Origin of the sequence: Oceanisphaera sp. W20_SRM_FM3 (genome assembly GCF_052119705.1) — a bacterium.
Lineage (GTDB): Bacteria > Pseudomonadota > Gammaproteobacteria > Enterobacterales > Aeromonadaceae > Oceanimonas.
On the sequence record NZ_JBGQOP010000001.1, the window covers coordinates 87334 to 114044 of the forward strand.

General features: G+C 51.3%; 24 protein-coding genes and 1 pseudogene. 10 read left to right on the plus strand and 15 right to left on the minus strand.

Annotated elements, in window-relative coordinates; translation table 11 throughout:
* Positions 1 to 368: 368 nt before the first annotated feature.
* Positions 369 to 1322 (plus strand): hypothetical protein, encoded by a 954-nt coding sequence (locus tag ACEN2G_RS00390; RefSeq protein WP_442019475.1) that lies wholly within the window; start codon positions 369 to 371, stop codon positions 1320 to 1322.
* A 363-nt stretch (positions 1323 to 1685) separates the two neighbouring features.
* Here the strand turns inward: ACEN2G_RS00390 and ACEN2G_RS00395 are convergent, their stop codons facing one another.
* From ACEN2G_RS00395 to ACEN2G_RS00405, 3 genes are all read right to left on the minus strand, one after another.
* Positions 1686 to 2303 carry a TIGR04211 family SH3 domain-containing protein gene (locus ACEN2G_RS00395; RefSeq protein WP_442019476.1) on the minus strand — a complete coding sequence of 206 codons (618 nt, stop codon included), beginning with the start codon at positions 2301 to 2303 and terminating at the stop codon, positions 1686 to 1688.
* A 106-nt stretch (positions 2304 to 2409) separates the two neighbouring features.
* Positions 2410 to 3675 (minus strand): inorganic phosphate transporter, encoded by a 1266-nt coding sequence (locus ACEN2G_RS00400; RefSeq protein ID WP_442019477.1) that lies wholly within the window; start codon positions 3673 to 3675, stop codon positions 2410 to 2412.
* Between the two features lie 21 nt (positions 3676 to 3696).
* Positions 3697 to 4377 (minus strand): TIGR00153 family protein, encoded by a 681-nt coding sequence (locus tag ACEN2G_RS00405; RefSeq protein WP_442019478.1) that lies wholly within the window; start codon positions 4375 to 4377, stop codon positions 3697 to 3699.
* A 167-nt stretch (positions 4378 to 4544) separates the two neighbouring features.
* On the opposite strand from ACEN2G_RS00405, the gene ACEN2G_RS00410 reads away from it, so the two are divergent.
* Both ACEN2G_RS00410 and glnE read left to right on the plus strand, forming a co-directional pair.
* Positions 4545 to 5537, plus strand: coding sequence for a CYTH domain-containing protein (locus ACEN2G_RS00410; protein ID WP_442019479.1), 993 nt, complete (start codon positions 4545 to 4547; stop codon positions 5535 to 5537).
* 101 nt (positions 5538 to 5638) lie between these two features.
* Positions 5639 to 8515: a bifunctional [glutamate--ammonia ligase]-adenylyl-L-tyrosine phosphorylase/[glutamate--ammonia-ligase] adenylyltransferase gene (gene glnE / locus ACEN2G_RS00415; RefSeq protein ID WP_442019480.1), complete on the plus strand. Its 2877-nt coding sequence runs from the start codon at positions 5639 to 5641 to the stop codon at positions 8513 to 8515.
* A gap of 64 nt (positions 8516 to 8579) precedes the next feature.
* Here the strand turns inward: glnE and lpxL are convergent, their stop codons facing one another.
* Complete coding sequence (gene lpxL, locus ACEN2G_RS00420) at positions 8580 to 9515, minus strand: LpxL/LpxP family Kdo(2)-lipid IV(A) lauroyl/palmitoleoyl acyltransferase (protein WP_442019481.1); 936 nt, start codon at positions 9513 to 9515, stop codon at positions 8580 to 8582.
* A gap of 318 nt (positions 9516 to 9833) precedes the next feature.
* Between lpxL and hldE the strand changes: the two genes are divergently transcribed.
* Positions 9834 to 11261 (plus strand): bifunctional D-glycero-beta-D-manno-heptose-7-phosphate kinase/D-glycero-beta-D-manno-heptose 1-phosphate adenylyltransferase HldE, encoded by a 1428-nt coding sequence (gene hldE, locus ACEN2G_RS00425; RefSeq protein WP_442019482.1) that lies wholly within the window; start codon positions 9834 to 9836, stop codon positions 11259 to 11261.
* Between the two features lie 143 nt (positions 11262 to 11404).
* Here hldE and tolC read toward each other — a convergent pair whose 3' ends face one another.
* On the minus strand, positions 11405 to 12709 hold the full coding sequence (gene tolC, locus ACEN2G_RS00430; protein ID WP_442019483.1) for an outer membrane channel protein TolC: 1305 nt from the start codon (positions 12707 to 12709) through the stop codon (positions 11405 to 11407).
* Positions 12710 to 12980: 271 nt separating this feature from the next.
* Here tolC and nudF point away from each other — a divergent pair, with 271 nt between their 5' ends.
* The 6 genes from nudF (at position 12981) to parC (ending at position 20145) form a co-directional block, all read left to right on the plus strand.
* Positions 12981 to 13622: an ADP-ribose diphosphatase gene (gene nudF, locus ACEN2G_RS00435; RefSeq protein ID WP_442019484.1), complete on the plus strand. Its 642-nt coding sequence runs from the start codon at positions 12981 to 12983 to the stop codon at positions 13620 to 13622.
* 273 nt (positions 13623 to 13895) lie between these two features.
* Positions 13896 to 14264: a DUF1249 domain-containing protein gene (locus tag ACEN2G_RS00440; protein ID WP_442019661.1), complete on the plus strand. Its 369-nt coding sequence runs from the start codon at positions 13896 to 13898 to the stop codon at positions 14262 to 14264.
* A gap of 26 nt (positions 14265 to 14290) precedes the next feature.
* On the plus strand, positions 14291 to 15121 hold the full coding sequence (gene cpdA, locus ACEN2G_RS00445) for a 3',5'-cyclic-AMP phosphodiesterase (protein ID WP_442019662.1): 831 nt from the start codon (positions 14291 to 14293) through the stop codon (positions 15119 to 15121).
* A gap of 1 nt (position 15122) precedes the next feature.
* Positions 15123 to 15704, plus strand: coding sequence for a YqiA/YcfP family alpha/beta fold hydrolase (locus tag ACEN2G_RS00450; protein WP_442019485.1), 582 nt, complete (start codon positions 15123 to 15125; stop codon positions 15702 to 15704).
* A 240-nt stretch (positions 15705 to 15944) separates the two neighbouring features.
* Complete coding sequence (parE, locus tag ACEN2G_RS00455) at positions 15945 to 17840, plus strand: DNA topoisomerase IV subunit B (protein WP_442019486.1); 1896 nt, start codon at positions 15945 to 15947, stop codon at positions 17838 to 17840.
* 13 nt (positions 17841 to 17853) lie between these two features.
* Entirely contained in the window at positions 17854 to 20145 is a 2292-nt protein-coding gene (gene parC / locus ACEN2G_RS00460; protein ID WP_442019487.1) for a DNA topoisomerase IV subunit A, read from the plus strand.
* Between the two features lie 285 nt (positions 20146 to 20430).
* Here the strand turns inward: parC and mutT are convergent, their stop codons facing one another.
* The 10 genes and pseudogenes from mutT to ACEN2G_RS00510 all read right to left on the minus strand — a co-directional run bounded on the left by mutT (position 20431) and on the right by ACEN2G_RS00510 (position 26693).
* The gene (mutT, locus tag ACEN2G_RS00465; RefSeq protein ID WP_442019488.1) at positions 20431 to 20841 is read right to left on the minus strand and encodes an 8-oxo-dGTP diphosphatase MutT; all 411 of its coding nucleotides are present in this window, start codon (positions 20839 to 20841) and stop codon (positions 20431 to 20433) included.
* Positions 20831 to 21022 (minus strand): DNA gyrase inhibitor YacG, encoded by a 192-nt coding sequence (yacG, locus tag ACEN2G_RS00470; protein WP_442019489.1) that lies wholly within the window; start codon positions 21020 to 21022, stop codon positions 20831 to 20833. The genes mutT and yacG overlap by 11 nt, the downstream gene beginning before the upstream one ends.
* Positions 21019 to 21753: a cell division protein ZapD gene (gene zapD, locus ACEN2G_RS00475; protein WP_442019490.1), complete on the minus strand. Its 735-nt coding sequence runs from the start codon at positions 21751 to 21753 to the stop codon at positions 21019 to 21021. The genes yacG and zapD overlap by 4 nt, the downstream gene beginning before the upstream one ends.
* 51 nt (positions 21754 to 21804) lie before the next feature.
* On the minus strand, positions 21805 to 22950 hold the full coding sequence (hemW, locus tag ACEN2G_RS00480; protein ID WP_442019491.1) for a radical SAM family heme chaperone HemW: 1146 nt from the start codon (positions 22948 to 22950) through the stop codon (positions 21805 to 21807).
* A gap of 107 nt (positions 22951 to 23057) precedes the next feature.
* Positions 23058 to 23642, minus strand: a pseudogene (gene rdgB, locus ACEN2G_RS00485) (RdgB/HAM1 family non-canonical purine NTP pyrophosphatase); the annotation flags it as partial.
* A 175-nt stretch (positions 23643 to 23817) separates the two neighbouring features.
* Positions 23818 to 24243 (minus strand): DUF4426 domain-containing protein, encoded by a 426-nt coding sequence (locus ACEN2G_RS00490; RefSeq protein ID WP_442019492.1) that lies wholly within the window; start codon positions 24241 to 24243, stop codon positions 23818 to 23820.
* A 41-nt stretch (positions 24244 to 24284) separates the two neighbouring features.
* Positions 24285 to 24593 carry a DUF167 family protein gene (locus tag ACEN2G_RS00495; RefSeq protein WP_442019663.1) on the minus strand — a complete coding sequence of 103 codons (309 nt, stop codon included), beginning with the start codon at positions 24591 to 24593 and terminating at the stop codon, positions 24285 to 24287.
* A gap of 2 nt (positions 24594 to 24595) precedes the next feature.
* Complete coding sequence (locus ACEN2G_RS00500; protein WP_442019493.1) at positions 24596 to 25147, minus strand: YggT family protein; 552 nt, start codon at positions 25145 to 25147, stop codon at positions 24596 to 24598.
* 9 nt (positions 25148 to 25156) lie between these two features.
* Positions 25157 to 25972, minus strand: coding sequence for a pyrroline-5-carboxylate reductase (gene proC / locus ACEN2G_RS00505; protein WP_442019664.1), 816 nt, complete (start codon positions 25970 to 25972; stop codon positions 25157 to 25159).
* A 28-nt stretch (positions 25973 to 26000) separates the two neighbouring features.
* Entirely contained in the window at positions 26001 to 26693 is a 693-nt protein-coding gene (locus ACEN2G_RS00510) for a YggS family pyridoxal phosphate-dependent enzyme (RefSeq protein WP_442019494.1), read from the minus strand.
* Between the last annotated feature and the right edge of the window lie 18 nt (positions 26694 to 26711).

Consider the following 26711-nt stretch of genomic DNA (forward strand, 5'->3'; position numbering starts at 1 on the left):
GGCACTCCTAACAACGTTATGGCTGTTAATAACCTATCTGATTTAAAAACCAATCACAGCAAAGCTCATGAGCTTTGCGATCTCGCTAGCGTAATTTACTTACTGCATTCACTTAGGCCTTGGCGTTAGGGGCGTGTGTTGCTAAAGAGAAGTTTCGCCATGTCCCATTGAGCGCTAGTTCTAAGACGGGGCCGTAGAGCTTCTAATGAATAGGGTTTCCAATGAATAGAGCTTCTAATGAATATCAGTTTCGACAATCGCGCCGCTATGGGTGAAATAAGCCAGAAAGTACGGCGAGCGTGCATTGTTTGCCGGCTTTACAGCTCTTATAATGCGCGCTCTTTTATTTGAGTAAGTGAGCACTGACTGTGCACTATCAACGCCTTCCTAAAGGGTATTTAGCCCTCACAGTGGTTTATTTAGTTACCGGCGCCTCCATTGCTGCCTCCATGGTGTTTTCTTTGTTGCTGTTTTTGTCTCTTGAGCAAGGCCTGCTGATGAAGCTGATGTTTGGCGGCTTGGCCTTGGTGTTTGAGGTGGGCAAGTTTTATATCTGGTATGAGATTGGCGAGCGTATTAGCCGCCGTGATGCGACGGGAGCGTTCAAGGCACTGTGCTTTTACGTGGTGTTGGCGGCGCTCTCGATTGCGGGCAGCGTAGGTGGTATTAATGCCGCGACCAACACCTTGCTCGAAGGCGATGCGGCCAAGGTGAGTGAAGTGCAAAGCTACAACGACAAGATTGCCGGTTTAGAGCGAGAGATAGAAATTAACGAACAGGCGGCGCAGGCCTATATCGATATGAAACGCATCGCCAATGGCATGAAAGATATGCTGGATCGTAATATCGAGCTGCGCCAGCGCCAAGATGCATTGCGTCATGAACGCGACCAAGTGGCCATGACCAGCCAAAGCTCCTTAATGGGATTGATGTCGAGCCTAGCCGAGGGCTTGGGTTGGCCGCTGTCTAGGGTGCAATTTGGCATAGTGGCTATGCTGTCCATGTTGTTGGATTTTTTTGCGGCCTTTTTTATTGCCTTATTAGGCGAAGAGCTGCGTTTTCGGCGTAACCTTAAACAAGCACCGCCATCGGCGACACCCATCAATGCCAGTGCAGAAGACGCGCCTGTGGTGCCGACTCGGCCCGATTATTATCATGACGTGGTGAGCAAGCTGCGCACTGGCGATGTGCGCTGTGCCAAAGGCGCGGTGGCCCGGCTGCTAGCAAAGCCGATGGCTGAAGTGGAAGATGTGTTTCACTGGCTGCAACAAGATGACATTGTGTATCGCAAACCCAACCAACACTTTGCGCTAAAGGGGTAAGCCCTTTCGGGGAGCTGTAAGCTTTAAGCCGTAAGTTAGAGAAAGAACAAGGGTAGCGCCGAGCGCCAAGCTAAACAAAAGACATCGGCATAAATATCAGTATGGTGCAGCAAAGCGGTTGCTTTGCGGTGTCTGCTGTAATTGTGATGCGTAGTTCTGATGCACAAGCTCTATCCAGAGCGGTGTTTATCTTTAACGTAAAGCGTATGGCGTACCGCGTAAGGCGTTTTCTTCTGCGCCATAAATAAAAACACCGTCAATAGACGGTGTTTTTTTGTTTGCGTTAGCTAAGCGTTGTCTTTGGATAATCTCACGCCTCACGCCTCACGCCTCACGCCTCACGCCTCACGCCTCACGCCAAAATCAATTCATCCAACGGCCTTGGTTACGCCTTCTACGGCGCAGCGGAATCAAAGGCAGCAAGAAACCCACCAGTGCACCAATGCCGGCCACTATGCCGCCATTGATTAACCAGTCGAGGCGTATGCGATGCTCTTTATCGTCCATTAAGCTGGTGAGGCGTAGATTCTCGCTCTCCAACTTATCGTGCTGGGCGCGCAGCTGGTCGAGCTCAATTTGTTGTTCGGCCAGTGCCTGATCTTGCAGTTGCAGACGATTAGTTTTATCCACTATGTCTTGTTCGTGGCGTTCATCCACCGAGCTTAATTGTTCTTTGGTGGTTTTTAGCGAGTCTGCTAGCTTAGCCGCCTTGGAGCGAAAGCTTTCTGTGTTTTGCACAAACTCGCCCTCTACCCAGCCGGTGCGACCCTCTGCGTCACGAATGTGCACGTATTTGGTTTGTGGGTCGCGAGCCAGTTCGGTGACAGTTTCACCGGCCTTAATCGAGCCTAAAATGCGGAATTTATTGCTGGGGCCCGCATGCAGGTATGCGTACACGTCATCAGATATATAGCGGGCGGCGTGCGCCGTATTCAGCCAAGTGAGGCTGCACAGCAAGGCCATAAGAAGTTTCAATTTCACTTAATGTTCCTTCACTCTCTTTAATACATCATGGTAATGGCTGCGAGGGGGCAGGACAAGAAGAAGGGGGCACTCAGGCCCCCTCAAAACATCCGTTAATGTGCGTTTAGTTAAAGCACCATTGGATAATATAGAAGAAAACAATGGCCAAGATAGCACCGGCAGGTAGGGTGACCACCCAAGAAATCACTATATTACGCAGTACATTAAGGTTTAGTGCCGCTATGCCACGCGCCAAACCCACACCCATTACCGCACCCACTAACGTCTGGGTCGTAGAAATGGGTAAGCCAGTACCGGATGCGATCACCACTGTCGCAGCCGTGGCTAATTGGGCTGCAAAACCGCGACTCGGTGTTAAGTGGGTGATGCCAGTACCCACGGTCGCCATCACTTTATGACCCATGGATGCCAGACCGATAACTATACCCACGCCACCCAAAGGCAAAATCCACCAAGCAATACTGGATTTAGCGGCAATTTCACCAGAGCTTTGCACTATGCTCACCACGGCAGACAGTGGGCCTATGGCGTTGGCTACGTCGTTTGAACCGTGAGCAAAGGCCATGGCGCAGGCGGTGACTATCATCAAGATGCCAAACACCTTTTCCACGTTGGTGTATTGCATGGATTTGTCGTCTTCGCTGTCGTATTGCTTGCGCTTGATATAAAAGCCGCACAATAGCGCCGAAGCCAAAGATAACCCGGTAGACAGCACTAAGCTTTCTGTGTTGCTCATATCCAAGCCGACGTGCTTAAGTCCCTTCTGTAAGGTGACTAAACAAATCACCATCACCGTCATGAAGATATAAGCGGGGACGTATCTCTTAGCGGCCGCCAGCGGTTTGTCGGCGTTAAAAATAAGCCGTTGCACACTGATAAAGATAAAGTAAGCCAATAGCCCAGAAAGAGCCGGTGTGACCACCCAAGAGCCCACTATGCCACCCACCTTGCTCCAGTGCACCGCACTCGAACCCAAAGACACCAGTGCAAAGCCGATAATGGCGCCAATGATGGTGTGGGTAGTGGAAACAGGCCAGCCAAAGTAAGAGGCCACTAATAGCCAAGTGCCTGAGGCTAATAGCGAGGCTATCATGCCGAACACTAACAGATCTGGATGGCCCGCATAGGCCGCAGAATCTATGATGCCGTCTTTGATGGTGGCGGTGACTTCACCACCGGCCAAGTAAGCCCCGGCGAATTCAAAAACCATGGCGATAATAATCGCCTGCTTGATAGTCAGCGAGCGGGTGCCCACTGATGTGCCCATGGCGTTTGCCACATCGTTAGCACCTATACCCCAAGCCATAAAAAAGCCAAAGGCCGCAGCTATCAAAATCAGCAGGGTGCCGTAGTTAGCAATGATATCCATTTTTGTACCTTGTTATGTCGCTCAGGAACGAGTCAGCATTAGCTCTAAACGGGCACCCACCCGTTCGGCTTGATCTGCAAGCTCACCGACCCACTCAATGATTTTATATAAAAACATGATATCGATAGGGTTATAACCATCCTCAATGAGATGCAGCTGTTTGCGCAGCTTAGCTTGCATCACATCGGTATCATCTTCTATGCGATCAAGTTGGTTGATCATATCGGAGACCAAGTCCATTTCGCGGCCCTTAAAGCCGGTTTCTAACAGCTCGTCGAGTTCGTCAATGGCTTTAGCTGCCTGTGCGGTCGCATCAATACACCGGCTGAGGTAAAGCATAAAGGCAGATTGGAGTGGCAGCGGAATGGCCATCTGGCGACCAATAATACGGCCTGAGATGTCTTTCGCTTTATTAGCAATCTTATCTTGTTGGGTAAGCAGCTCTAACATGTCGGTACGTGCGACCGGCATGAACAGACCGCGAGGCAGTTTGAGACGGATTTCCCGTTTCAAGGCATCGGCTTCCCGTTCGAGCTGAGAAATATGACGCTGAATAAGCTCCGCCTGTTCCCAGTCTCGAACCCACATGGCATCGAAGAAAGGAATTAATTGCTGTGCAGCTTCATGGACTTTCGCCACATGCTTTTGCAGCGGCTTAATAGGAGACTTAGCAAAAAGCCCTAAAATAGTATTTACTGACATGGTTAGCCCTGTGTCGGTGAAAAAACACTCGATACATCAATGTGGCGCGAATGGTAACTTAACTATAAAGGCAAGAAAACAGCATTTTTTGTAATACTCTTACTTCTGTCTCTTGTTATTTATTTTTCACATTAAAAATCAACTAGTTGAGAATTTAGAACGCGCCTATGAATACTGAAATAGAGCTAAAATTTCTGGTTTCACCTGAGTTTGTTAGCAATTTACCGACGTTGTTAACTGGCTATGAAATCCGCCAATATGACCAAAAAAACCTAAAAAACACCTACTTTGATACGCCAGATTTAGCGCTGGGTAAGTTAAAAGCTGGGCTGCGCGTGCGCGATAAAAACGGCAAATTAGAGCAAACGGTAAAGCTGGCAGGCAGCCAAGTGGCAGGCTTGCATCAGCGGCCAGAATACAATCTTGACCTCACCGTCCCTGAGCCCGATCTAAGCCAGTTTCCATCAGATATTTGGCCTGCCGACTTTTCGGTCAGCCAAGTGCAAGCCGACTTACGGCCGTTATTCAGTACCGACTTTGTGCGTGAGCGCTGGTTAGTAGTTGTTAACCATACGGAGATTGAGCTGGCGCTAGATCGAGGTCAGGTAAGAGCAGGGCTACAGCAAGCCGCCATTCAAGAGTTAGAGTTGGAGCTAGTGAGCGGTGAGGTAGCCGGATTATTTGCTCTAGCCGAGCAACTGCTGAGCCAAGGCGGTTTGCGTCTATCCGATGTGTCAAAGGCGCAGCGCGGTTATCAACTGGCTGGCTTGGCGGCGGGGCCACAGCTGCAACAGCTTAGTTTTTCAGGCCATAGGCCCGCCCAAGATAAGCGGGCCTTGCTGGCATTGTTAGAACAAGGCGTTGAGCACTGGCAACACCATGAACAAGGCGTGCTGATGCAGAGTGTAGCAAGCAACGAAGGCGAGAAAGCGCTTTGGCTCGCCCAAGTGCGTGCCGGTGTTGAGCTTGTGACACAGACACTGGTGTCGTTAAAAGCCACGAGTCGTATCCCTCAGCTTAACCTTTGGCTTGACGATTTAGCTTGGTTACAAGCGCAATTACTAACGGATACTGGGGTTGAGGCGTTATTCTACAGCGCCCGCTATGGCCGTTTATTGTTGCAGCTAGCTCACTATCTATATACCCAAAGCGGTCATTAAGTGCGGCATAAACCAGTAGTCTGAACTAACAATCAGTACCAATAACGTGATTTATGTAAGTACTTGCTTACCTTAATCAGGACATATATTAAGGATACTCCATGGTTGCCATGCCAGCCTTACTGCAAATTCAGGCTGATAAATACTGGTCGCGCTTCAAAGAGCGCGCGCCTGAGGTGGTTGAGCAATTATCAATTGGGCGAGCCGCTCAGCTGAAAATGTTGTTTGCTTGCAGTGACTTTGCCGCCCAGAGCCTGTGCCAGCAACCCGAACTGGCGTTGGAGTTTGATGATGCCACCGAGCTTTATCACGCGGATCGCGCCGCGACTTATGGCCCTTTACTTGCCGCCAAGCTCAATGACGTGACCGATGAAGCCAGAGTGCTGCGCACCTTGCGCCAGTTTCGCCGTAAGCAATTATTGCTCATTGCTTGGCGAGAAATGCTGCTCGGTGGTGAGGTGGAAGAAAGCTTTGTGCATATCTCTGCCTTGGCGGATACCTTGATCTTGGCGGCCTATCGTTGGTTTTACCAAAGGCTATGTAGTGAGCTGGGCACGCCAACCGATGCTAATGGCAAAGCGGTGCCGCTGTTGATTATTGGCATGGGCAAGTTGGGCGGACGGGAGCTGAACTTTTCCTCAGATATCGACCTGATCTTTACCTTTCCTCATAACGGCGTGACTCAAGGTGGCCGGCGGGAGCTGGCTAATCAGCAATTTTTTATCCGCCTCGGCCAAAAGCTGGTGAATGCGCTGCATCAAACTACGGCGGATGGTCAGGTATACAGAGTCGATATGCGATTGCGGCCCTTTGGTGAGTCGGGCCCGCTGGCGGTGAGCTTTAACGCCATGGAAGAATATTACCAAAACCATGGTCGCACTTGGGAGCGCTATGCCATGGTGAAGGCGCGGATTATTAACGGCGAAGGCCGATACAGCGACCAACTGCGCGCCATGCTCAGGCCTTTTGTTTTTCGCCGCTACATCGATTTTGGTGTGATTGACTCATTGCGCCAGATGAAAGCCATGATCGCCGCCGAAGTCCGCCGTAAAGGCCTACACGACAACATCAAGCTGGGTGCGGGTGGCATTCGGGAAATCGAATTTATTACTCAAGTGTTTCAGCTGATCCGCGGCGGGCGCGAACCCTCATTGCAAGTGCGCCACTTGCCCGTCGCTTTGGCGGCCATTGCCGCGCTGGGCGATTTAACGAGCGAAGATGCCGAACAATTGCACCACAGCTATCGCTTACTGCGCCGCGTTGAGAATTTCTTGCAGGCTTTTGACGATCAGCAAACCCAAACGCTACCTTTTGATGAATTGAACCAAGCGCGTTTGGCTTGGCTGACCGGTCATGACGATTGGTCTGCCTGCTATCAAGCGATACAAGCCACCATGAGCCGCGTGCATCGCCAGTTCGAGGGCTTAATTGGTGATAATACTGAAGCTGAAGAAGAAGGTGCGCCGCAAATTTGGTTTGATATTTGGCAAACCGAGCTGAATGAAGCCGAGCTGTTGCCCTTGCTGCAAGAGCAAGGTTTAAACGAGCTTAACGCTCGTGGGCTGGCGACCGGGCTGCTGAGCTTTAAAAGCGAATATTCTCGTCGCGCCATGGGACCGCAAGGGCGCCAAGCGCTCGATAAACTAATGCCGGTGTTGCTTGATAAAATTCACGGCACAGAAACCCCCAATCGGCTATTTGCCCGTGTACAGCATATCTTGCTGCATATCGTCACACGAACCGCCTATTTGCAGCTGTTGGTCGAAAATACCAATGCGCTAAAGCAACTACTGCGCTTGTGTGAGGCGAGCTCTTTGGTGGCCGAGCAATTGGCGCGCTTTCCGATTTTGCTCGACGAGCTGTTACTGCCGCAAACTCTGTATAAGCCGATCCCACTCGAATGCTATCGCGATGAATTGCGCCAATTCTTGCTGCGCGTGCCCGAAGAAGACGTAGAGCAACAAATGGAAGCACTGCGCCAATTTAAGCAAATTCAATTGCTGCGCATCGCCGCCGCCGATATTGCGGGTACCTTGCCGTTAATGAAAGTGAGTGACCACTTAACTTGGCTGGCCGAAGCCATTGTTGATGAAGTGGTGAATCAGGCGTGGGTGCAAATGACCGAGCGCCACGGCGTGCCAGCAGAACTCGCTCATAGCACTGAGCGCGGTTTTGGCGTGGTGGCTTATGGAAAGTTAGGCGGCATAGAGCTAGCTTATAGCTCGGATCTGGATCTGGTGTTTGTGCAGCAATCGGGTTTGAGTGGCCACACTAATGGCCCACGGCCGTTAGATGTACGCCAATTTTACCTGCGCTTAGCCCAGCGCATTATTCATTTGTTCAGCTCTCGAACCGCCAGCGGCGTGCTGTATGAGCTAGACATGCGGCTGCGGCCCAGTGGCGATTCCGGGCTGATGGTGATCCCGCATGATGCCTATCAGCAGTATCTGTTGCATCAAGCTTGGGTATGGGAGCTACAAGCCTTAGTGCGCAGCCGCTTTATTGTGGGTGATGCACGACTAGCGCAGGCTTTTATTGGTATTCGCCAACAGGCATTGAGCCAAATTCGGGATCGCACTGCGCTGGCGGCTGAAGTGATCAAGATGCGGGAAAAAATGCGCGAGCATTTAATCAAGGGTAACCAAGACGAGTTTGACTTAAAGCAATCGCCAGGTGGCTTGGTGGATATCGAATTTTTAACTCAGTATTTGGTGCTGGCCTTTGGTCACGATCATGCCAAGGCACTCACCCGCTGGTCGGACAATATCCGTATTTTGGACGCCACAGTGGCGGTGGGCTTACTGGAAGAACAAGAAGTCGAACGCCTGAAAACCGCTTACTGCGCCATTCGTAACCGCGGGCACCGCCTAAGTTTGCTCGACGAGCCGGGCCGCGTGCCGGATACGGAGCTGCGCACAGAGCGGGAGTGGGTGGTGGCAAGTTGGCAGAAGTGGCTGAAAAACAAGCCGGAAGCTTGAAGCTGAGAGCTGGAAGATTACACCGATTTTGTCTTTAAGTTTTTCTTCCCGCTTCCAGCTGCCATTAATACCTATACGGCACCCCTTCCGGCGTGGTTTTAAAGCGTCTGTGTAGCCACATGTATTGTTCGGGTGCCAAGCGAATGGCCGCTTCGATGACCTGATTACTGGCGATGGCATCCGCAATGTCGTCGCCAACGGGGAAGTTGGTCATGGGGGCTTGAATTAATAACCGATAGCCATTTTTTTCACGAATGGTAAAGCAGGGCAGGGTCACTGTGTTCTTCACGCGAGCCAAGGTGGCGGTGCCCGTGATAGTGGCCGCTTGCTCCACCGCAAAAAACGGCACAAACACACTGGCGTGACTGCCGTAGTCATGATCCGGCGCGTACCAAAGGGCATCGCCTTGGCGCAGCGCTTTGAGCATACCTTTAATATTTAAACGATCCACTAAGTACTTGTTTGACCGGCAACGGCCCTCGACCTGTGCGTATTCCAATACCGCATTGGTATTAGGTCGGTACACGCCCACACCCGGGCGGTACAGCCCAAATTGGCGAGCATTCAGTTCTAGCGTTAGAAAGTGTGCCGACAGCAGCAACATGCCCTTATGATTGGCCACGGCGGCATCCACATGCTCAGTGCCTTCCATACGGGTGATGGCACGCATCCGCCAATCTGGCCAAAACCAGGCCATGCCGGTTTCAAATACCGCACAGCCCACGCTCTCGAAATTAGCGGTGAGTATGCGCTCACGTTCAGCTTCATCCAGCTCAGGCAAAGCCAGCTCTAGATTGCGGCGGGCAATTTTTACTCTAGATTTTAATACGCGCATGGATAAGCGGCCCAAAGCGCGGCCGAATAGCATTTGCGCTCGCCACGGCAGCAAAGTCACTAACAGCCATAACAGGCTTAAGCCCAGCCAATTAACGGCGTAGCGAGGGTGTAATAGCGCTAAAGAAAAAGAAGAGGGTCGGGAGTCTTGCCCAGCTATTGCCATAAACCATGGTCGCCATAAAAAGTAATGTTGGAATTCTAATTAACTTAAAGGCCAAAGACCACCAATACACAAGTTAAGCGCCCAGCACCTAGCTCTCGGCGCCCAGCTAAAAAGATCAGCTTCTGCTAATTAGATGCTTTGTCTTTAACTATTTTTATGTACTTGGTCTGTGTATCTAGCAATGAAAGAGTCATGGGAAAATGGTCTTGTTCTCGGTGTTTAGCTTTAGTTAGGCGCTCGGTGCAGGGCGCTGGGCGCTATGTTTTAAAGTCGTTTGTGATAAGATTTCGACTTTCCCTTGTGCAAAAGAGTGACACCATGAAAATCAAGTTACCGGAATTCGATAGCGCTAACGTGCTAGTGGTAGGCGATGTGATGTTAGACCGTTATTGGTCTGGCCCCACTAAACGCATTTCACCTGAGGCGCCGGTACCTGTGGTTAAGGTGGAACACAATGAGGAGCGGCCTGGCGGCGCTGCCAACGTGGCGCTCAATATTGCGGCACTGGGTGCCAAGGCTCGCTTGCTAGGCTTAACCGGCGAAGATGAAGCGGCGGTCGCCTTACAAGATAAGATGCAAGGCGTAGGCGTAGAATGCGACTTTGTGCGCTTAAGCAGTCATCCAACTATTACTAAGCTGCGGATCATGAGCCGTAACCAGCAATTGCTGCGTTTAGATTTTGAAGACAGCTTTGGCCCAGATGATGCGGCGCCGTTAACCGAAAAAACCCGCCGCGCCTTAAGTCAAGCTGGGGTGCTGGTACTGTCTGATTACGCTAAAGGTGCACTCACTCAAGTACAGGCTTTGATCCAAGAAGCCAATGCCGTTGGCGTGCCGGTATTGGTGGATCCTAAAGGTTGTGACTTTGAAAAATATCGTGGCGCTACCTTGCTTACGCCCAATATGTCCGAATTTGAAGCCGTAGTCGGTCAGGTTAAAGATGAGCAGGACTTAGTTGCTCGCGGTCGTGAATTAATTAAAAAATTCGATTTCAAAGCGTTATTGGTTACGCGCTCTGAGCACGGCATGACCTTAATTCACGCCGACGATCATGAATTGCACTTACCCGCTCAGGCGCACGAAGTGTTTGATGTAACCGGTGCCGGCGATACGGTAATTGCCACACTGGCCACCGCGCTTGCGGCAGGCCTGCACTTGGATGAAGCCTGTGCGCTGGCCAACGTGGCCGCCAGCATAGTAGTGGGCAAGCTTGGCACCTCAACTGTGTCCGCCATCGAGCTGGCCAACGTGTTATACGGTACGCCTGAGTCTGGCATGGGCGTGGTCACCGAGCAGCAGCTTAAGCAAGTAATGGACGCCGCGCGCCGCCGTGGTGAGAAGATCGTCATGACCAACGGCTGCTTCGATATCTTGCACGCGGGGCATGTGTCGTATCTGAATCATGCGCGCAAGCTAGGCGACCGCTTAATAGTGGCGGTCAATACCGACGCCTCGGTACGCGCCCTCAAAGGCGATGGCCGCCCAGTGAATACCGTGGATCGCCGCATGGCGGTATTGGCAGGCTTAGGTGCCGTGGATTGGGTAGTGCCCTTTGCCGAAGATACGCCGCAGCGCCTTATCGCTGAAACCCTGCCAGACGTGCTGGTAAAAGGCGGCGATTATAAGCCCGAAGAGATCGCCGGCTTTGAAGAGGTAACCGCCAACGGCGGCGAAGTAAAAGTGCTGAACTTTGAAGAAGGCTGCTCCACCACCGCCATTATTCAAGCGATACGTACCCGGAGCTAAGACCTAGCCGCAAGCGGTAAGAAAAAAAAACCAGCTAACCAAAAAACCGAGCCCAGTGGCTCGGTTTTTTTATGGGTGAATCTTGGCTGTACTATGTCGTTAGATGCGGTGCTTATATTTTTCTAGGAGCTTGAGGCTATTAGTTACTTCTTCATCAAACCATTATTGAGTTCGACTAAGTCTTGCTCGGTTAAGCTGCCGGCAGCTTGTTTGAGCTGTAGCTGTTTGAGAACATAGTTATAACGCGCGGCAGCCAAGTTTTGTTTGGCATCATAAAGCAGACTAATGGCGTTTAGCACATCCACTACGGTGCGGGTCCCCACTTCATAACCGGCTTCGGTGGCATCTAACGCGCTTTGTGACGAAAGCACAGACTGCTCTAAGGCGCTTACCGAGCTGGCAGAAGAGCTTACGTCATTAAAAGAGGAGTACACCTGACTTTTAACCGCGCGAAAGCTGCGCTCTAGCTCTTCGCTGGCGGCCACATAATCAAACTGCGCTTGCTTCACTTGAGACGTGGTAGCGCCACCGCTGTAGATGGGTAGGTTAAAGGATAATCCGACCACAGCTTGATTATTGTTGCCGCTTTGAGCTCCTACCGAGCTATCGGCGTAATCATTGTATTGGCTGCCAACACCGGCATTAAGATCCAGTGTGGGAGCATGGCCTGCTTGGGCAAAACTAATTTGCTCGTTGGCGATGTCTTTAGCGATACGCTGTTCATGTAAGAGCAGATTTTTTTCCAGCGCAATTTCTAGCCAAGCATCGGCGTTAATAACAGATTGTTGCGGGCTAAACAGTTCGGTATTGAGTTTATCCAAGTTGGCGTAACCCATGTTGGTTAGCTCACGTAGGATTTCTTTGGCATTATTAACCGCATTCTCGGCGCTAATTTCTTCGGCTCGGGCCTGATCAAATTGAGCTTGTGCTTCGTATACGTCTGTCATGGCGCTTAGCCCCACTTCAAACTGCAGCTTGGTTTGCTCAAGCTGGCGCGCAACGGCTTCTTTATTGGCTTGCACAAAGCTCAGAGTATCTTCGGCGCTAAGCACTGAAAAATAGGCCTGTGTGGCGCGCAGTATTAGATTTTGCTGTACCTGTTTGTAAACGACTTCAGCTCGAGTGGCCTGCTTTTCGGTGATATCCAGATTGGCCCAAGCAGATTTACGGTACAAAGCTTGGCCTAGGTTTAAGCTGGCGCCCACCGTACTTACGTCACTGATGGCGCTATTTTTTACATAGTTGGCATCGGCGCCTAAATTTACCTGTGGCAATAAGGGGGCGCGGGACTCGTTGATTTTCTCGAAGGCGGAGTCGCGCACCGCTTTGGCTTGGCGTACTTGTGGGTCATTTAGCGTTGCTTGCTGATAAATATCGAGTAAGTCTTCGGCTTGAGTCGGACCTGTGACGCAAAGCAAGATCAGAGTCGACAGTAGCGTTTTTTTCATTATTTTTGCCTTATGTAACAAGTAAGCCAGAGCGCCGAGCGAGGCAGGCTGGGTGTTTTGAGTGGATAAGTATAAGAGTAACATCAGTATTCTGGGTTAGGCAGTTTATTAACCAGCGGTTAGCGCAGTGCTAACATTGAGTCTGAGCACTCAGTGTTAACTATCAGTTTTTAATCCAGTAACTAAAAATTAAATTATTTATGAATGAACGTTCATTCACTTTTGACGCTAGTCTAAAATCTGGTGTTAAAAAGTCAAGAAAGGAGTGGCCATGAACCGCAAACAAAGGCCCCATTTTGGGCCAGAGGACTGTGAACTAATCGAGGAAATTCCCGGCTATCAAGGCTTTTTTAAGCTCTTGCGGCTGCGCTTACGTCATAAATTATTTGCCGGCGGCTGGAGCCAAGAGATCACCCGCGAGCTGTTTGTGCGTGGCCATGCGGCGGCGGTTTTACCTTATGATGCGGTGCGCGATGAAATTATCTTAGTGGAACAATTTCGCGTTGGCGCAGTCTTTGAACAAGGCACTCCTTGGCTATTAGAAATAGTGGCCGGCATAGTCGATGAAGGCGAAACGCCAGAAGAAGTGGTGCGCCGCGAGGCCGCAGAAGAAGCCGGCTTAATGCTGGGCAGCTTAACCTTGATTAGCAGTTATTACCCAAGTCCAGGCGGTTGCAGCGAGCGCATCAGTTTGTTTTTAGGTGAGGTGGATGCCAGCCTAGCGCCGACACATGGTGGTTTGAGTGATGAGAGCGAAGACATACGAGTGCATCGCGTGCCGAGAATGTTAGCCATGCAATGGCTGGCCGAAGGTAAGTTGGACAATGCCAGCACCATAATCGCGTTGCAGTGGTTGGCCTTACGACTTGCCGGAGTGAGTGAAACCTCAGTCGGTGCAGCGGATGAGCGCTAAGAGGCAATCCTTGCTCTAGTTGAGTGCTGTTCGTAATAGACTTCGGCAAAAATTTTAAGCTCTCATGTTATCTTATCTACTTATCTGTTTACCTTTAATGCTGCACCTTAGTTGTTCAGTAAGAGAAAATTTTAAATCATTAGAGTAAGCCTCTAGATAAGTAAGTAACGTCAGCTTTGATAGCTGGCAAGGAGCAATATTTTGAATAGCGTGATCCCACGTCGGTATGTACCGGATTTAAAAACGCTACAGCGTACCTGTGATGTGAATTACATGGCGCTGATGAAATTACTGCCCCATGGCAGCCAAGTAGGCGACAGTGTGTCGGTAGGTATTAGCGAGCAGGTATTGTTTGTGCTTAAGGTGTTAGACATAGCGCCCTACACTTGGCACGTGTCGATTGAGCAATGCACGCCACATTTACCTTCTTTTATGCGTATGAAGCTAAAAGTACGACTTTATCATGACGTTAGAATGGCCGAAGTGTGTGCCAGCCAGCAGATATTGAACCTGCGTTCGAGTTATCATTACCCCAATGACAAGATGCATCAGCGTAATGAAAAAGAGCAGGTAAACTTTTTTTTGGCTGAATGGCTGAAATGTTGCCTACAACATGGCTTTAGCACGGTTAAACAAATTTGAATCAGACGCCTAATTTTCTTGAGACCATAGAGCTAACACCACACCGCGCAGACGGCGTGGTGGATTTGCTGCAGATCACGGACACGCATCTGTTTGCCGATAAAAACGCCGATTTTTTGGGCATAGCGCCGTGGCACAGTGCCCGCGCCGTGGTGGATGCCATCTTAGAAAATGCCCGCGATCTCGATACTAGGCCCCAAGACTTTATTTTAGCGACCGGTGATTTATCACAAGACCAAACTGCTGAGTCTTATCATCACTTTGGTAAGCTGATGAGTGATCTTGCGCCCCCGATTTTTTGGTTGCCCGGCAATCATGACGATGAGCTCCTGATGCAGGCCGAGCTGGATGCGGCGGGCATTAGCAATGCTAAACACCTATTGTGCGGCCAGTGGCAGATTTTGCTGCTCGATACTCATCTCGATCATGAAACCTTTGGCGAGCTGTCTTTGGCGCAACTCTCTTTGCTCGAACAGGCCATCACTCAATACCCTAAGCACCACTTATTACTGGCGGTGCATCATCAGGCGATCCCCGTGGGTTGTGCTTGGTTAGATCAGCATAATTTGCGCAACAGCGCAGCCATGAAGGCCATCTTAAGCAAACATCAGGCTTCAAAAGTCGTGATGTGTGGCCACGTGCACCAAGGTTTCGATCAGCAAGAAAATGGCATTCGTTATTTGGCCAGCCCCGCTACTTGCATTCAATTCAAACCTTTGTCCGATGACTTTGCCCTCGACAGCATGGCTCCGGGCTGGCGCGCGCTGTCTTTGTATCCCGATGGGCGCCTAAGCACCCAAGTGTGGCGCCTGCCCCACCATGCCTTTGCCCCCGATTTTAGTGCTACCGGATATTAAGATGTCGACGCTGCTTTATTTGCATGGCTTTAACTCTTCGCCGCAGTCTGTAAAGGCTCGCGAAATGCAGCAATATCTTCTGCAAAAGCGCCCCGATATCCACTTTATTTGCCCGCAATTGTCCGCCACGCCGGCGGCCGCCTGGGCGCAAATTGCCGAGATTTGCGAGCAAATTCGGACCGAGAGCCAAGGCCCATTTGGCGTGGCAGGTAGCTCCTTAGGGGGCTTTTTAGCGACCCAAGTGGCCGAACAATTTGGTGTGCGCGCCGTGGTCATTAATCCGGCCGTTAACCCGCATCTGTTGCTAAAAGATTACATAGGTGAGCAAGTTAATCCCTATACCTTTGATCGTTACTTGCTGACCGAGCAACATATGCGGGAGCTGAGTGAGCTGCGCTTAATGGAGCCTACTTGCATGGATCGTATTTGGTTGCTGCAACAGCAGGGCGATGAGGTGTTAGATTACCGCGAAGCGCTCGATTTTTATCGCTTCGCCCGGGTGTGCATTCAAAAAGGCGGCGACCATTCGTTTATCGGTTTTCATCACTACTGCGCGCAAATCATCCGTTTTTTGGAGCTGTGAGCGAAACGCCGTGAGGGTAAATGGTGAGGTGTGAGGCGCAAAACACCGAAATCTGCAGATTAAGGATTAACCCTATCGCTCTCCCCCTCACGTTTTTTTAGTATCATTCAAGATTAAAAATTCAGCACTCAACATTGCCCCTCACGCTTCACACCTTACGCCTCACCGCTCTTAAAGCTGACATCCCCTAGCCCTAAGTAGTAAGATGGCGCCTACGAATTCTGATTATTTAGGGTCAACATGTCATCCAGTCAATATACTGCTGATGCTATTGAGGTACTCAATGGCCTAGAGCCGGTGCGTCGTCGCCCTGGTATGTATACCGACACTACGCGGCCCAATCATCTCGGCCAAGAAGTCATCGACAACAGTGTTGATGAGGCCCTCGCCGGCCACGCCACCAAGATAGAAGTGATATTGCATGCGGATCAATCGCTGGAAGTGATTGATAACGGTCGTGGCATGCCGGTGGATATTCACCCAGAAGAAGGTATCTCGGGCGTAGAGCTGATTTTTACCAAGCTGCATGCAGGCGGTAAGTTTTCGAATAAAAACTATCAATTCTCCGGCGGCCTACACGGCGTGGGCATTTCCGTGGTCAGTGCCTTGAGCTCGCGTTTAGACGTGGCCATACGTCGTGGCGGTCAAGTGTATGAGATGGCCTTTGAGCACGGCAACAAGGTCAGTGAACTGACGGTAACCGGCACCTGTGGCCAACGTAATACTGGCACCCGCGTGCACTTTTGGCCCGATGCCAGCTACTTCGACTCCGCTCGATTTTCGGTTTCTCGGCTTAAGCACTTATTAAAAGCCAAGGCGGTGTTGTGCCCCGGCCTGACCATTCGCTTTGAAGATAAGGTGAATGACGAAACCCTAGAGTGGTTTTATGAAGATGGTCTGCAAGACTACTTAGTCGAGTCGGTCAAGGATTACACCTGCCTGCCCGAAGTGCCCTTTGTTGGTAACTTTAGTACCGAGCTATCGGCGGCAGAATGGGCGCTGACGTGGCTGCCCGAAGGCGGCGAGGGCATAGGCGAGAGCTACGTAAACCTGATCCCCACCACCCAAGGCGGCACGCACGTTAACGGCCTGCGCCAAGGCCTGTTGGATGCCATGCGCGAGTTTTGTGAGTTTAGAAACCTGCTGCCGCGCGGCGTGAAATTAACACCCGACGATATTTGGGAGCGCTGCTCTTATATTTTGTCGGTGAAGATGCAAGACCCGCAGTTTGCCGGCCAAACCAAAGAGCGCTTGTCGTCTCGCCAAAGCTCGGCCTTCGTGTCTGGCGTGGTGAAAGATGCTTTTAGTTTATGGCTAAACCAGCACACCGAATTGGCGGAGCAAATTGCCGAGCTCTGTATCAACAGCGCTCAGCGCCGCTTACGTCAAGCTAAAAAAGTAGTGCGCAAAAAGGTCACTCAAGGCCCGGCTTTGCCCGGCAAGCTGACCGACTGCGCCTGCTCGGATCCGATGCGTGGCGAGTTATTTCTAGTAGAAGGTGACTCGGCGGGTGGCAGTGCCAAACAAGCACGAGACCGAGAATTTCAGGCGATCATGCCGCTGCGCGGTAAGATCTTAAACACTTGGGAAGTGGACTCGGGTCAGGTATTGGCCTCCCAAGAAGTGCACGATATTTCGGTGGCGATCGGCCTAGATCCTGACTCTACGGACTTAAGTGACCTGCGCTACGGCAAGATCTGCATCTTGGCGGATGCAGACTCGGATGGTTTGCATATCGCCACGCTATTGTGTGCGCTCTTTATGCGCCATTTCCGCCATCTGGTCGAACAGGGCCACGTATATGTGGCCATGCCGCCTTTGTACCGTATCGATATTGGTAAAGAGGTGCATTACGCGCTGGACGAAAGCGAGCGCGACGGCGTGCTAGAGCGTCTTAAAGCCGAGAAAAAACGCGGCAAAATACAGGTCACGCGCTTTAAAGGCCTGGGTGAAATGAACCCCAAGCAGCTGCGCGAAACCACGCTGGATCCTAATACCCGTCGTTTAGTACAGCTGACGGTGGAAGACATGGCAGCCACCGAAACCTTGATGGACATGCTGCTGGCCAAGAAACGATCCAGTGATCGTCGTGAATGGTTAGAAACCAAGGGTAACTTGGTTGATCCGCTGGTCTGAGGAAAGGAATTAAATGAGTACGAACGATTTTACGATGGAAGGCGTCGAACGCCTGCCCATGCACACCTTTACCGAGCAGGCCTACCTTAATTATTCCATGTACGTGATCATGGACCGTGCCTTGCCCCACATTGGCGATGGCCTAAAACCGGTACAGAGGCGCATTATTTATGCCATGAGCGAATTAGGCTTATCCGCCAGCTCTAAGCATAAAAAATCTGCCCGTACCGTGGGCGATGTGCTGGGTAAATATCACCCCCACGGCGACTCGGCCTGTTATGAAGCCATGGTCTTGATGGCGCAGCCGTTTTCCTACCGCTATCCGCTAGTAGACGGCCAAGGGAACTGGGGCGCACCGGACGATCCTAAGTCTTTCGCCGCCATGCGTTATACGGAAGCGCGCCTGTCGCGCTACGCCGAATTACTGCTCTCGGAATTAGGCCAAGGCACGGTTGATTGGATCCCCAACTTCGATGGCACCATGGACGAGCCGCGGGTTTTGCCGGCGCGTTTGCCGCACATCTTAATGAACGGCATTACCGGCATTGCTGTGGGCATGGCGACGGATATTCCGCCGCATAATATTCGCGAACTCGCCGGCGCTTGTGTGCATCTGCTGGATAATCCTAAGGCAAGCGTGGCCGAGCTGATGCAGTTTGTGCAGGGCCCGGATTACCCCACCGATGCGGAGATCATTACCCCGCGGGCCGATATTCAAAAGATCTACGAGACTGGGCGCGGCAGCATCAAGATGCGTGCCGTCTATGAGATGGAGCACGGCGATATAGTGGTGACAGCTCTGCCGCATCAGGCCAGTAGCGGCAAGATATTGGAACAGATCGCCGCACAAATGCAGGCCAAGAAGCTGCCTATGGTGGCGGATTTGCGCGATGAAGCGGATCATGAAAACCCCACCCGTTTGGTGATCATTCCGCGCTCTAATCGCGTCGACGTTGAACAGCTCATGCAGCACTTGTTTGCTAGCACGGATCTAGAAAAGAGCTATCGCGTTAACCTGAATATGCTGGGCTTAAACAATAAGCCGCAAGTGAAAACCCTGGACATGATCCTCGACGAATGGCTGAGCTTTCGTCGCCAAACCGTGCGTAATCGCCTGCAATATCGACTCGATCGAGTAGAAGCGCGACTGCATATTTTGATCGGTTTGTTGGCGGCGTTTTTAAATATCGATGAAGTGATCGAGATCATTCGGGCCGAAGACGAGCCCAAGCCGGTGTTGATGAGCCGCTTCGATCTGAGCAACATTCAAGCCGAAGCCATCTTAGAGCTGAAATTGCGTCATTTAGCCAAGTTGGAAGAATTCAAAATTCGTGGTGAACAAGACGAACTGGCCGCCGAGCGCGATAAGTTACAGGCCTTGTTAGGTTCGGAACGTCGTTTAAGTACTTTGATCAGAAAAGAGATCCAAGCCGACGCCGAGAAATTTGGCGACGACAGGCGCTCACCGTTAATGGAGCGCGCCGAGGCCAAAGCCTTAAGTGAAAAAGAGCTGATCCCAAGCGAAGCCGTGACTGTGGTGTTGTCAGAAAAAGGTTGGATCCGCTCCGCCAAAGGCCACGATGTGGATGGCGCTAGCCTAAGCTATCGCGCCGGTGACAGCTTCTTATCGGCGGCCAATGGCCGCAGTAATCAGCTGGTGGTGTTCTTATCCAGCATAGGCCGTGCCTACGCCCAAGAGGCTCATGGGCTGCCTTCGGCTCGTGGTCAAGGCGAACCGCTGACGGGGCGTTGCAGCTTAAGCCCGGGCGAGCAGCCGAGCTTCGTATTAATGGGTGAAGACGAACGGCTGTTCTTATTAGCGTCGGATGCGGGCTATGGCTTCGTGTGTCGCTACGCCGATATGCTAAGCCGCAATAAAAACGGCAAGGCGTTGCTGACCGTGCCCAAAGGCGGCGTGGTATTGCAGCCGGTGGCGATTGAGCAGCTTGCCAGCAGCCAGTGTTTAGCGGTGACCAACGAAGGCCGCATGTTGTTGTTTCCACTGACGGATTTGCCGTTACTGGGCAAGGGCAAGGGCAATAAGATCATAGGTATAACGGGAGCCAAGGTGCAGGCGCGGGAAGACTTCATCAAGCAGCTCGTAGTCGTGCCAGAAGGGGCTAGTGTGACCTTGCATGCGGGTAAGCGCAAGCTGACCTTGAAGCCGACCGATTTGGCTCACTACCATGGTGAGCGCGGTCGTCGCGGCGCCCTGTTGCCACGTGGTTTGCAGCGGGTGGACAGCTTACAGATTGAGCTCGGCACGGCTGCCAGCACCGAGGACTCAGCAACTAGCGAAGCATAAACAGCCAAGCGCCTTGCTTTGTTCGTGAGGCGTGAGGTGTAAAAGATAAACACCGAGCTTCTTTCACACAAAAAAGGCATCCCGATGAAGGTCGGGGTGCCTTTTTCTTTGTGGGCGCTTGGTGGGATTTAAAAACCATCTACAAACGATTTTGAACTTGTAGCCGTCAATTTATTCGACGGGCCAGCTGAGCTGGCGTTTTTAAGAACTAAAATACTCAACCGTGCCGAATAAATTGGCACCTACAAAACCGGTGTTTTCGCCTCACATCTCACGCCTCACGCATCACCCCTCACGGAGCTTAGCCACTATAGGCCCATTGGCCTCAGGGAAGTCGTATTGCTCAAGCTCACTCACAGCTACCCAGCGGCTGGGTTGGCCTTCGAGTCCGTGAGGTTCACCGCTAAACGCCGTTACCTTACGAATAGCAAGCGTGACATGCTTATCACCGTAGTCATGCTCTATTTGCATAAAGGGCTCACAGGCTAGCACACTGATGCCGACTTCTTCGGCTAACTCGCGCGCCAGCGCTTGAGCCACGGTTTCGCCGGCTTCAACCTTGCCGCCGGGAAACTCCCACTTATTAGCCTGATGCTGATTGGCATTGCGCCGGCAGATAAAGATCTCGCCTTGGGCATTTTCAATCACGCCCACCGCCACCAAAATCGACTTCTTAACTGCTGGCTCAGTACTCATTTTCATTGTCTTGCTCGGGTAGCCAAACCGGATCGCCGGCGATGCGCTTTTCTTCATCTGCCCATTCGCCTAAATCAATGAGCTGGCAGCGCTTGCTGCAAAACGGGCGAAAGGGGCTGTGTTCGCCCCAAACAACGGTTTTATGACAAGTGGGGCAGGAAACGGTTAACGGGGTGCTCATTTTATATTCGCCAATTCAAAGTCAACATTGCCGATATCATGATTATCGACCGGCATAAAACGTATGGTGTAGCGGTATTTATTGCCGCTGACTACCGGATAAATCGCCTGTTCGGCGGGCACCCGTACCCGAATAATATGGGTATTGGCCGCGTCATCTTGAAAAAAACCGTTATGGGCGGTGAAGGGTTGAAATTGGCCCACATCGCGCCATAAGGTCAGCAGTAATTCTAACCCTTGCTGCAAGGGTTGTACTTGTGCCAACCAGCCGTCTATGTCGGCTTGCTGCTGCTCAGTGGCTTGGTGCAGCCAATAATGAAATTGGGGTACATCGAAGGCACACAAACCGCCGGGAATCGAAAAGCGACTGCGCACCGCAGACAATAACTTGTCTTCACGCAATAGTTGCCCAAAGCGCGGCGCTCTGGGCAATTGCTGACTTAGCTCGCTCAGCTGCTCTTCTAGTTCATTGAGTGCTGCGGCATCTATGCCGGGCACCTCGGCCCAAGCAGCCAGCTTTTCTTTTTCAATACTTAAATCTTTGGCCAAGTCGGTACGAAGATCGCAGCGCTCCAACAGCTCGATAATATCGAGTAGCGCCTTAAACAGGGCTATGGTTTGGCCGCTGGCGCTTAAGCTGCGACATTGTTTAATTTGCTGCAGTAAATCACTTAAGCGTAAGTAATTTCGGCATTTTTCGTTGAGAGGATATTCGTAAATCAGTGCTGACATAAGGCTCCGGCCTGCGGTATGAAGGCTGTAATGAGGGTAATGTTACCTGCATTAGTCGGTAATAAACAAATCGAGCAAACGGTTAAGAAAGCGTCGACCGAGCGGAGTCACTTGCCAATGGGTATCAGCCTCGCTAAGCAGTTCTAGGCGCAAAGCCTCTGCGAATGGGGCCTGTAGCTGCGCTGGGCTTTGTCCGGTCAGCTGAAAAAATTCTGTTTTAGGGATGGGCTCAAATAAGCGCAGCCGATTCATAAAGTATTCCAGCGACAGATCTTGGGCTGCTATCGAACTGTATTGGTCCATATAGGGCCGGTTTGACTCTAAATAACCCTTAGGGTGTTTCACTTTAACGGTGCGCACTAACTTATTCTCTAACGGCAGGGTAATTTTGCCGTGGGCGCCACAGCCGATGCCGAGATAATCACCAAAGCGCCAGTAATTCAAATTGTGCTGAGCTTCAAACCCGGGTTTGGCGTAGGCAGACACTTCATATTGCTGATAACCGTGAGCCAAGAGCAACTCATGGCCTTGCTCGTAAATGTCCGCCAAGGTGTCGTCTTCGGGCAGCACAGGCGGGCGCGAGGCGAAGGGCGTGTTTGGCTCTATGGTCAGCTGATACCAAGACAAATGTGGTGGCGCCAGTGCTATGGCTTGCTCTAAATCAGACAAGGCATCCGCTACGCTTTGCTCGGGCAGACCGTGCATAAGGTCAATATTAAAGCTGTTTAAGCCCACAGTGGCCGCCTCTTGTGCGGCGAAACGTGCTTGTTCTGGATCGTGAATCCGGCCCAAGCGTGCCAGTTTTTCGGGTTGAAAGCTCTGAATACCAATCGAGATACGATTGACCCCAGCCGCCTTAAAACCGGCGAAACGACCGGCTTCTACCGTGCCGGGGTTGGCTTCCAGGGTAATTTCCATCTTGGGTTTAAACGGGATTAACGCTTGTACGCCGTCGAGCAGTTCTTTGATGGCTGCTGGGCTCATTAGGCTGGGCGTGCCGCCGCCAATAAAAATGCTGTGCAGTGAGCGCCCTTGGGCAAAGTGCAAGTCTTGGCGTAAGTCCTCTAATAGCGCGGCTATATAGGCCTGCTCTGGGATCGCCTCTTTCATGGCGTGAGAGTTAAAGTCGCAATAAGGGCACTTTTGTACGCACCAAGGAATATGGATATACAGGCTGAGCGGCGGTAAGTGCAGCATTAATTGGACTCTCGCGATGGCGGAGTTGAGAGCGCTGGTGCTGGCCGCTTTAGGTCTTTCTGTTTTAGGTTTTCCAGCTTTAGGTCTTCCAACTTTAGGTCTTCCAACAAGAGCACTTGCAACTGGCGTAGCGCCTTGCCTCTGTGACTTAAGCTATTTTTTTCCGTCGCCGTCAGCTCAGCTGCGGTTTTGCCCGCCTCTGGCACCCAAAAAATCGGATCGTAGCCAAAACCTTGGGCGCCTTGTGCCGAGGTGGTGATTTCACCTGTCCAAGCGCCGCTGCAAATCAGTGGCGTGGGGTCATTGGCGTGGCGCATATACACCAGCACGCACCAAAAGGTGGCTTGGCGTTGGCTGCTTGGTACGCCTTGCAGCTCGCTCAGCAGTAACTCTAGATTTTGTTGGTCTGTGGCATGCTCACCGGCAAAGCGTGCCGAATACACGCCGGGGCGGCCATTGAGGGCGGCTACGCTAATGCCTGAATCGTCGGCAATGGCGGGTAAGCCGGTAATGGCAGCCGCATGACGAGCCTTAGTAATGGCGTTTTCGACGAAGGTGGTGCCCACTTCTGCGGCGTCACTCACCCCGAGCTCGGTTTGCGGGATCACTGTGTAATTAACGTCGCTGAACAGGCTTTGCAGCTCGGCGACTTTCTTGGCATTACCGGAGGCTAATACTATTTTCTGGCTCATCAATTTTTCTCGTTGTCGGTGTGCACTAACTTTAGCGCCGTTTTGCAGGCGCGCTTATTTAGATAAAGAATATTCGCACAAAAATCGGTCCAATGAATTGGACCCTACAGACCCCGTGTTTACTGGCATAGCACTTGTTTAACCTTCCCCCTCACATTTCACACCTCACACGTGATTAATCCGCATAAAAGGTATGGCGAAAGCTCAGCTCGCCGCCTTGCTCTGGGCTTTTAATATCTATGGTGAACAGTACGTTTTCTTCATTGCGAAAAGGGTATTGTGCTAGGTAGTAAACAGCGTCACCCTCACGAATAGTTTGAAACTCCAACTTGCGTATAGTGCCAATTAAAGACTTACCTTCGCCGCTCATGTTCACCTGCAGCGTTCTGCCGCTTGGGTCGAGTACGGCTATGTTAAGCAGGCCATTATAGCGGCTGCGCTCAATGCGATTGGCTCGAGCCACTTCTGGGGTTAAAAAGGTAGAGGGCAGGGCGTTGTAATGTACTGTCCAATCGCCAATTTTCTGCTCGGCGGCGTGCAGTTGGGCCGAGAGCAAGAGCCCAACGCTCAGCAGTAAACTCGTCAGTATGCCTTTAAACATAATGCGTCCTTTTTATGTAATTAAACGTGTGTACATTGAGTTTAGGTGGCGGCGTTTAATAACTCCGCTAATACGTGAGGTATTTCTTTGGGTGACTCAATCACGACTCGTTTGTGGCGGCTGGTGTCACCACTGACTAATTGCACCTGAGACTTGGCCACTTTGCACTGCTTAGCCAGCCACTTCAGCAAGTGAGCATTGGCTTTGCCATCTACGGGAGGGGCTGTAATGGCGACCTTAAGTTCGTCGCCATTTAGGCCTGCATATACGCCAACAAACTGATCGAGGCTGGATTTAGGTTGCAGATAAATACGCAAATACAGTACCTGATCCTTAAATTGTACCGCCAGCGTTACAGCCCCAACCAGAGCGCACCAAAGATATCGCTCATTAAGAAATTCAGCACCTGCAGCAAAATAAAGAATACCAGCATAGATAAATCGAGCCCGCCTATCGCCGGAACAATGCGGCGAATGGGCTTTAAAACCGGCTCTGTAAGCTGAAACATCAGATATTCAACGGGGTTATTACCCTGACTGACCCAGCTTAATAAAGCCCGAGTAATCAGTATCCAAAATAACAGCGTACCGGCTTTTTTTACTACCGTCAGCAGTATGAGTAACAACCAATAAAAGCCTAAGCTGGTCTCGGAGAGCAAGGCATTCAACAGCGTTAACTTAAGCGCCACTATCAAGAAGGCCAAGAGCAAAGCGGCGATATCAATACCAAAGAAGCCCGGAATAAAACGGCGCAGGGGAGTTAATACCGGATTGGTTATTTTTAGCACAAATTGGCTCACCGGATTATAAAAGTCGGCGCGGACTAGCTGCAGCCAAATGCGCAGCAGCACGATCATCAAATACAGATCGCACAGGGTATTAATCAGATAATAAGCGGTGTTCATTTATTGTCCTTAGAGCTGAGTTTCGAGTTCTCGTGCCCGAGTGAGGGCCGCTGTCATGGCATCGGCAACTAACTGTTCTAGTCCCTGTTCTTGAAAATGAGCAATGGCTTGGGCCGTGGTGCCTCCTTTAGAGGTGACCTGTGCCCTGAGCTCGCCCAAGCTGACCTCTGGATTGGCGACTACCATATTAGCGGCACCGAGGGCAGTTTGCTGAACTAAAAGTCGCGCTTGTGCTTCACTAAAACCCGATCGCACTGCATGTGCCGCTATGGCTTCCATAAATAAGAAGAAATAAGCAGGCGCACTGCCGGCGGCGGCAATCACTTGATTGATGCCGTCTTCTTTTTCTACCCACAAGGTTTTGCCCACGGCTTGCATCAACAGCTCGGCATAATCTCGGTCGGTTTGCGCCACCTCAGCACCCGCATACAGGCCTGTCATGCCAAGACCCAGTAATGACGGCGTGTTGGGCATAGTGCGAATAATGCGTGCCTGTCCACTCAACTCGGTTAATCGCGTCATCGACATGCCGGCGGCAATCGAGATCAGTAGCTTGCCTGTCAGTGCTCTTTTGGGGATAGCGCTCAGCATGCCCTCCATCATTTGCGGCTTAACCGCCAGCACTATCACCTCGGCCCAATCTGCGGCTTGGGTGTTGTCTTGGCTGGTGCGAATACCAAAATCACGAGCTAACTGCTCCAGCTTTTCCGGGGAGGGATTGGTCGCCATTATGGCCGCGGCCGGATAACCGGATTGAATGAGGCCAGAAATCAGGCTGCGCGACATATTGCCTGCGCCAATAAAGGCCAGTGTTCTGTGTTCTATTACCGAGCTTGCATTCATTAACTATTACTCACGCGTTTCGAGAGCCAAAGATAGCCGTGCCCACCCTGACTTGGGTGCTGCCACAGGCTACCGCGATTTCTAAATCATTGCTCATGCCCACGGACAGCGTATCCATGGTCGAGTATATTGGCGCCATTCTATCAAACAGTTGCTGCAACTCTAGTAATTGTGCCGTTAGTTTTTCTTGGTCATCCGTGGCCTCGGGTATGGCCATTAAACCACGCAGACTTAAGTGCGGTAATTCGGCCACGGCAGCAGCCAGCGCAGGTAGATCTTCGGGCAAGACGCCGGATTTATTTGGCTCGCGGCTGATATTCACTTGTAAGCAAATATTTAATACCGGCATGGACGCGGGGCGTTGAGCGCTAAGACGCTCGGCAATCTTTAACCGATCTACGCTTTGCACCCAATCGAAGTGCTCGGCCACAATTTTGGTTTTATTGGACTGCAGTGGGCCAATTAAGTACCAATGAATGTCGGGGCAAATCGTAGCTAACGCCTGTATTTTATCAATGGCTTCTTGGACGTAGTTTTCACCAAACTGGCGTTGACCTGCATCATAGGCGGCTTTAATGTCGGCGCTCGGCTTCGTTTTACTGACCGCCAGCAAGTGCACGCTGTTGGCGTCGCGCGTGCATGCCGCCGTGGCGGCGGCAATTCTATCGTGAACCTGCTGCAGCTGTTGTAGGATAGTATTCATATGGATAATAAAACCAAA

Coding starts and splice junctions, on each gene's coding strand:
- ACEN2G_RS00400 (WP_442019477.1), bottom strand. CDS start 3,675: ATGGATATCATTGCTAACTACGGCACCCTGCTGATTTTGATAGCTGCG.
- ACEN2G_RS00405 (WP_442019478.1), bottom strand. CDS start 4,377: ATGTCAGTAAATACTATTTTAGGGCTTTTTGCTAAGTCTCCTATTAAG.
- ACEN2G_RS00410 (WP_442019479.1), top strand. CDS start 4,545: ATGAATACTGAAATAGAGCTAAAATTTCTGGTTTCACCTGAGTTTGTT.
- glnE (WP_442019480.1), top strand. CDS start 5,639: ATGGTTGCCATGCCAGCCTTACTGCAAATTCAGGCTGATAAATACTGG.
- lpxL (WP_442019481.1), bottom strand. CDS start 9,515: ATGGCAATAGCTGGGCAAGACTCCCGACCCTCTTCTTTTTCTTTAGCG.
- hldE (WP_442019482.1), top strand. CDS start 9,834: ATGAAAATCAAGTTACCGGAATTCGATAGCGCTAACGTGCTAGTGGTA.
- tolC (WP_442019483.1), bottom strand. CDS start 12,709: ATGAAAAAAACGCTACTGTCGACTCTGATCTTGCTTTGCGTCACAGGT.
- nudF (WP_442019484.1), top strand. CDS start 12,981: ATGAACCGCAAACAAAGGCCCCATTTTGGGCCAGAGGACTGTGAACTA.
- ACEN2G_RS00440 (WP_442019661.1), top strand. CDS start 13,896: ATGGCGCTGATGAAATTACTGCCCCATGGCAGCCAAGTAGGCGACAGT.
- ACEN2G_RS00450 (WP_442019485.1), top strand. CDS start 15,123: ATGTCGACGCTGCTTTATTTGCATGGCTTTAACTCTTCGCCGCAGTCT.
- parE (WP_442019486.1), top strand. CDS start 15,945: ATGTCATCCAGTCAATATACTGCTGATGCTATTGAGGTACTCAATGGC.
- parC (WP_442019487.1), top strand. CDS start 17,854: ATGAGTACGAACGATTTTACGATGGAAGGCGTCGAACGCCTGCCCATG.
- mutT (WP_442019488.1), bottom strand. CDS start 20,841: ATGAGTACTGAGCCAGCAGTTAAGAAGTCGATTTTGGTGGCGGTGGGC.
- yacG (WP_442019489.1), bottom strand. CDS start 21,022: ATGAGCACCCCGTTAACCGTTTCCTGCCCCACTTGTCATAAAACCGTT.
- zapD (WP_442019490.1), bottom strand. CDS start 21,753: ATGTCAGCACTGATTTACGAATATCCTCTCAACGAAAAATGCCGAAAT.
- hemW (WP_442019491.1), bottom strand. CDS start 22,950: ATGCTGCACTTACCGCCGCTCAGCCTGTATATCCATATTCCTTGGTGC.
- ACEN2G_RS00490 (WP_442019492.1), bottom strand. CDS start 24,243: ATGTTTAAAGGCATACTGACGAGTTTACTGCTGAGCGTTGGGCTCTTG.
- ACEN2G_RS00500 (WP_442019493.1), bottom strand. CDS start 25,147: ATGAACACCGCTTATTATCTGATTAATACCCTGTGCGATCTGTATTTG.
- ACEN2G_RS00510 (WP_442019494.1), bottom strand. CDS start 26,693: ATGAATACTATCCTACAACAGCTGCAGCAGGTTCACGATAGAATTGCC.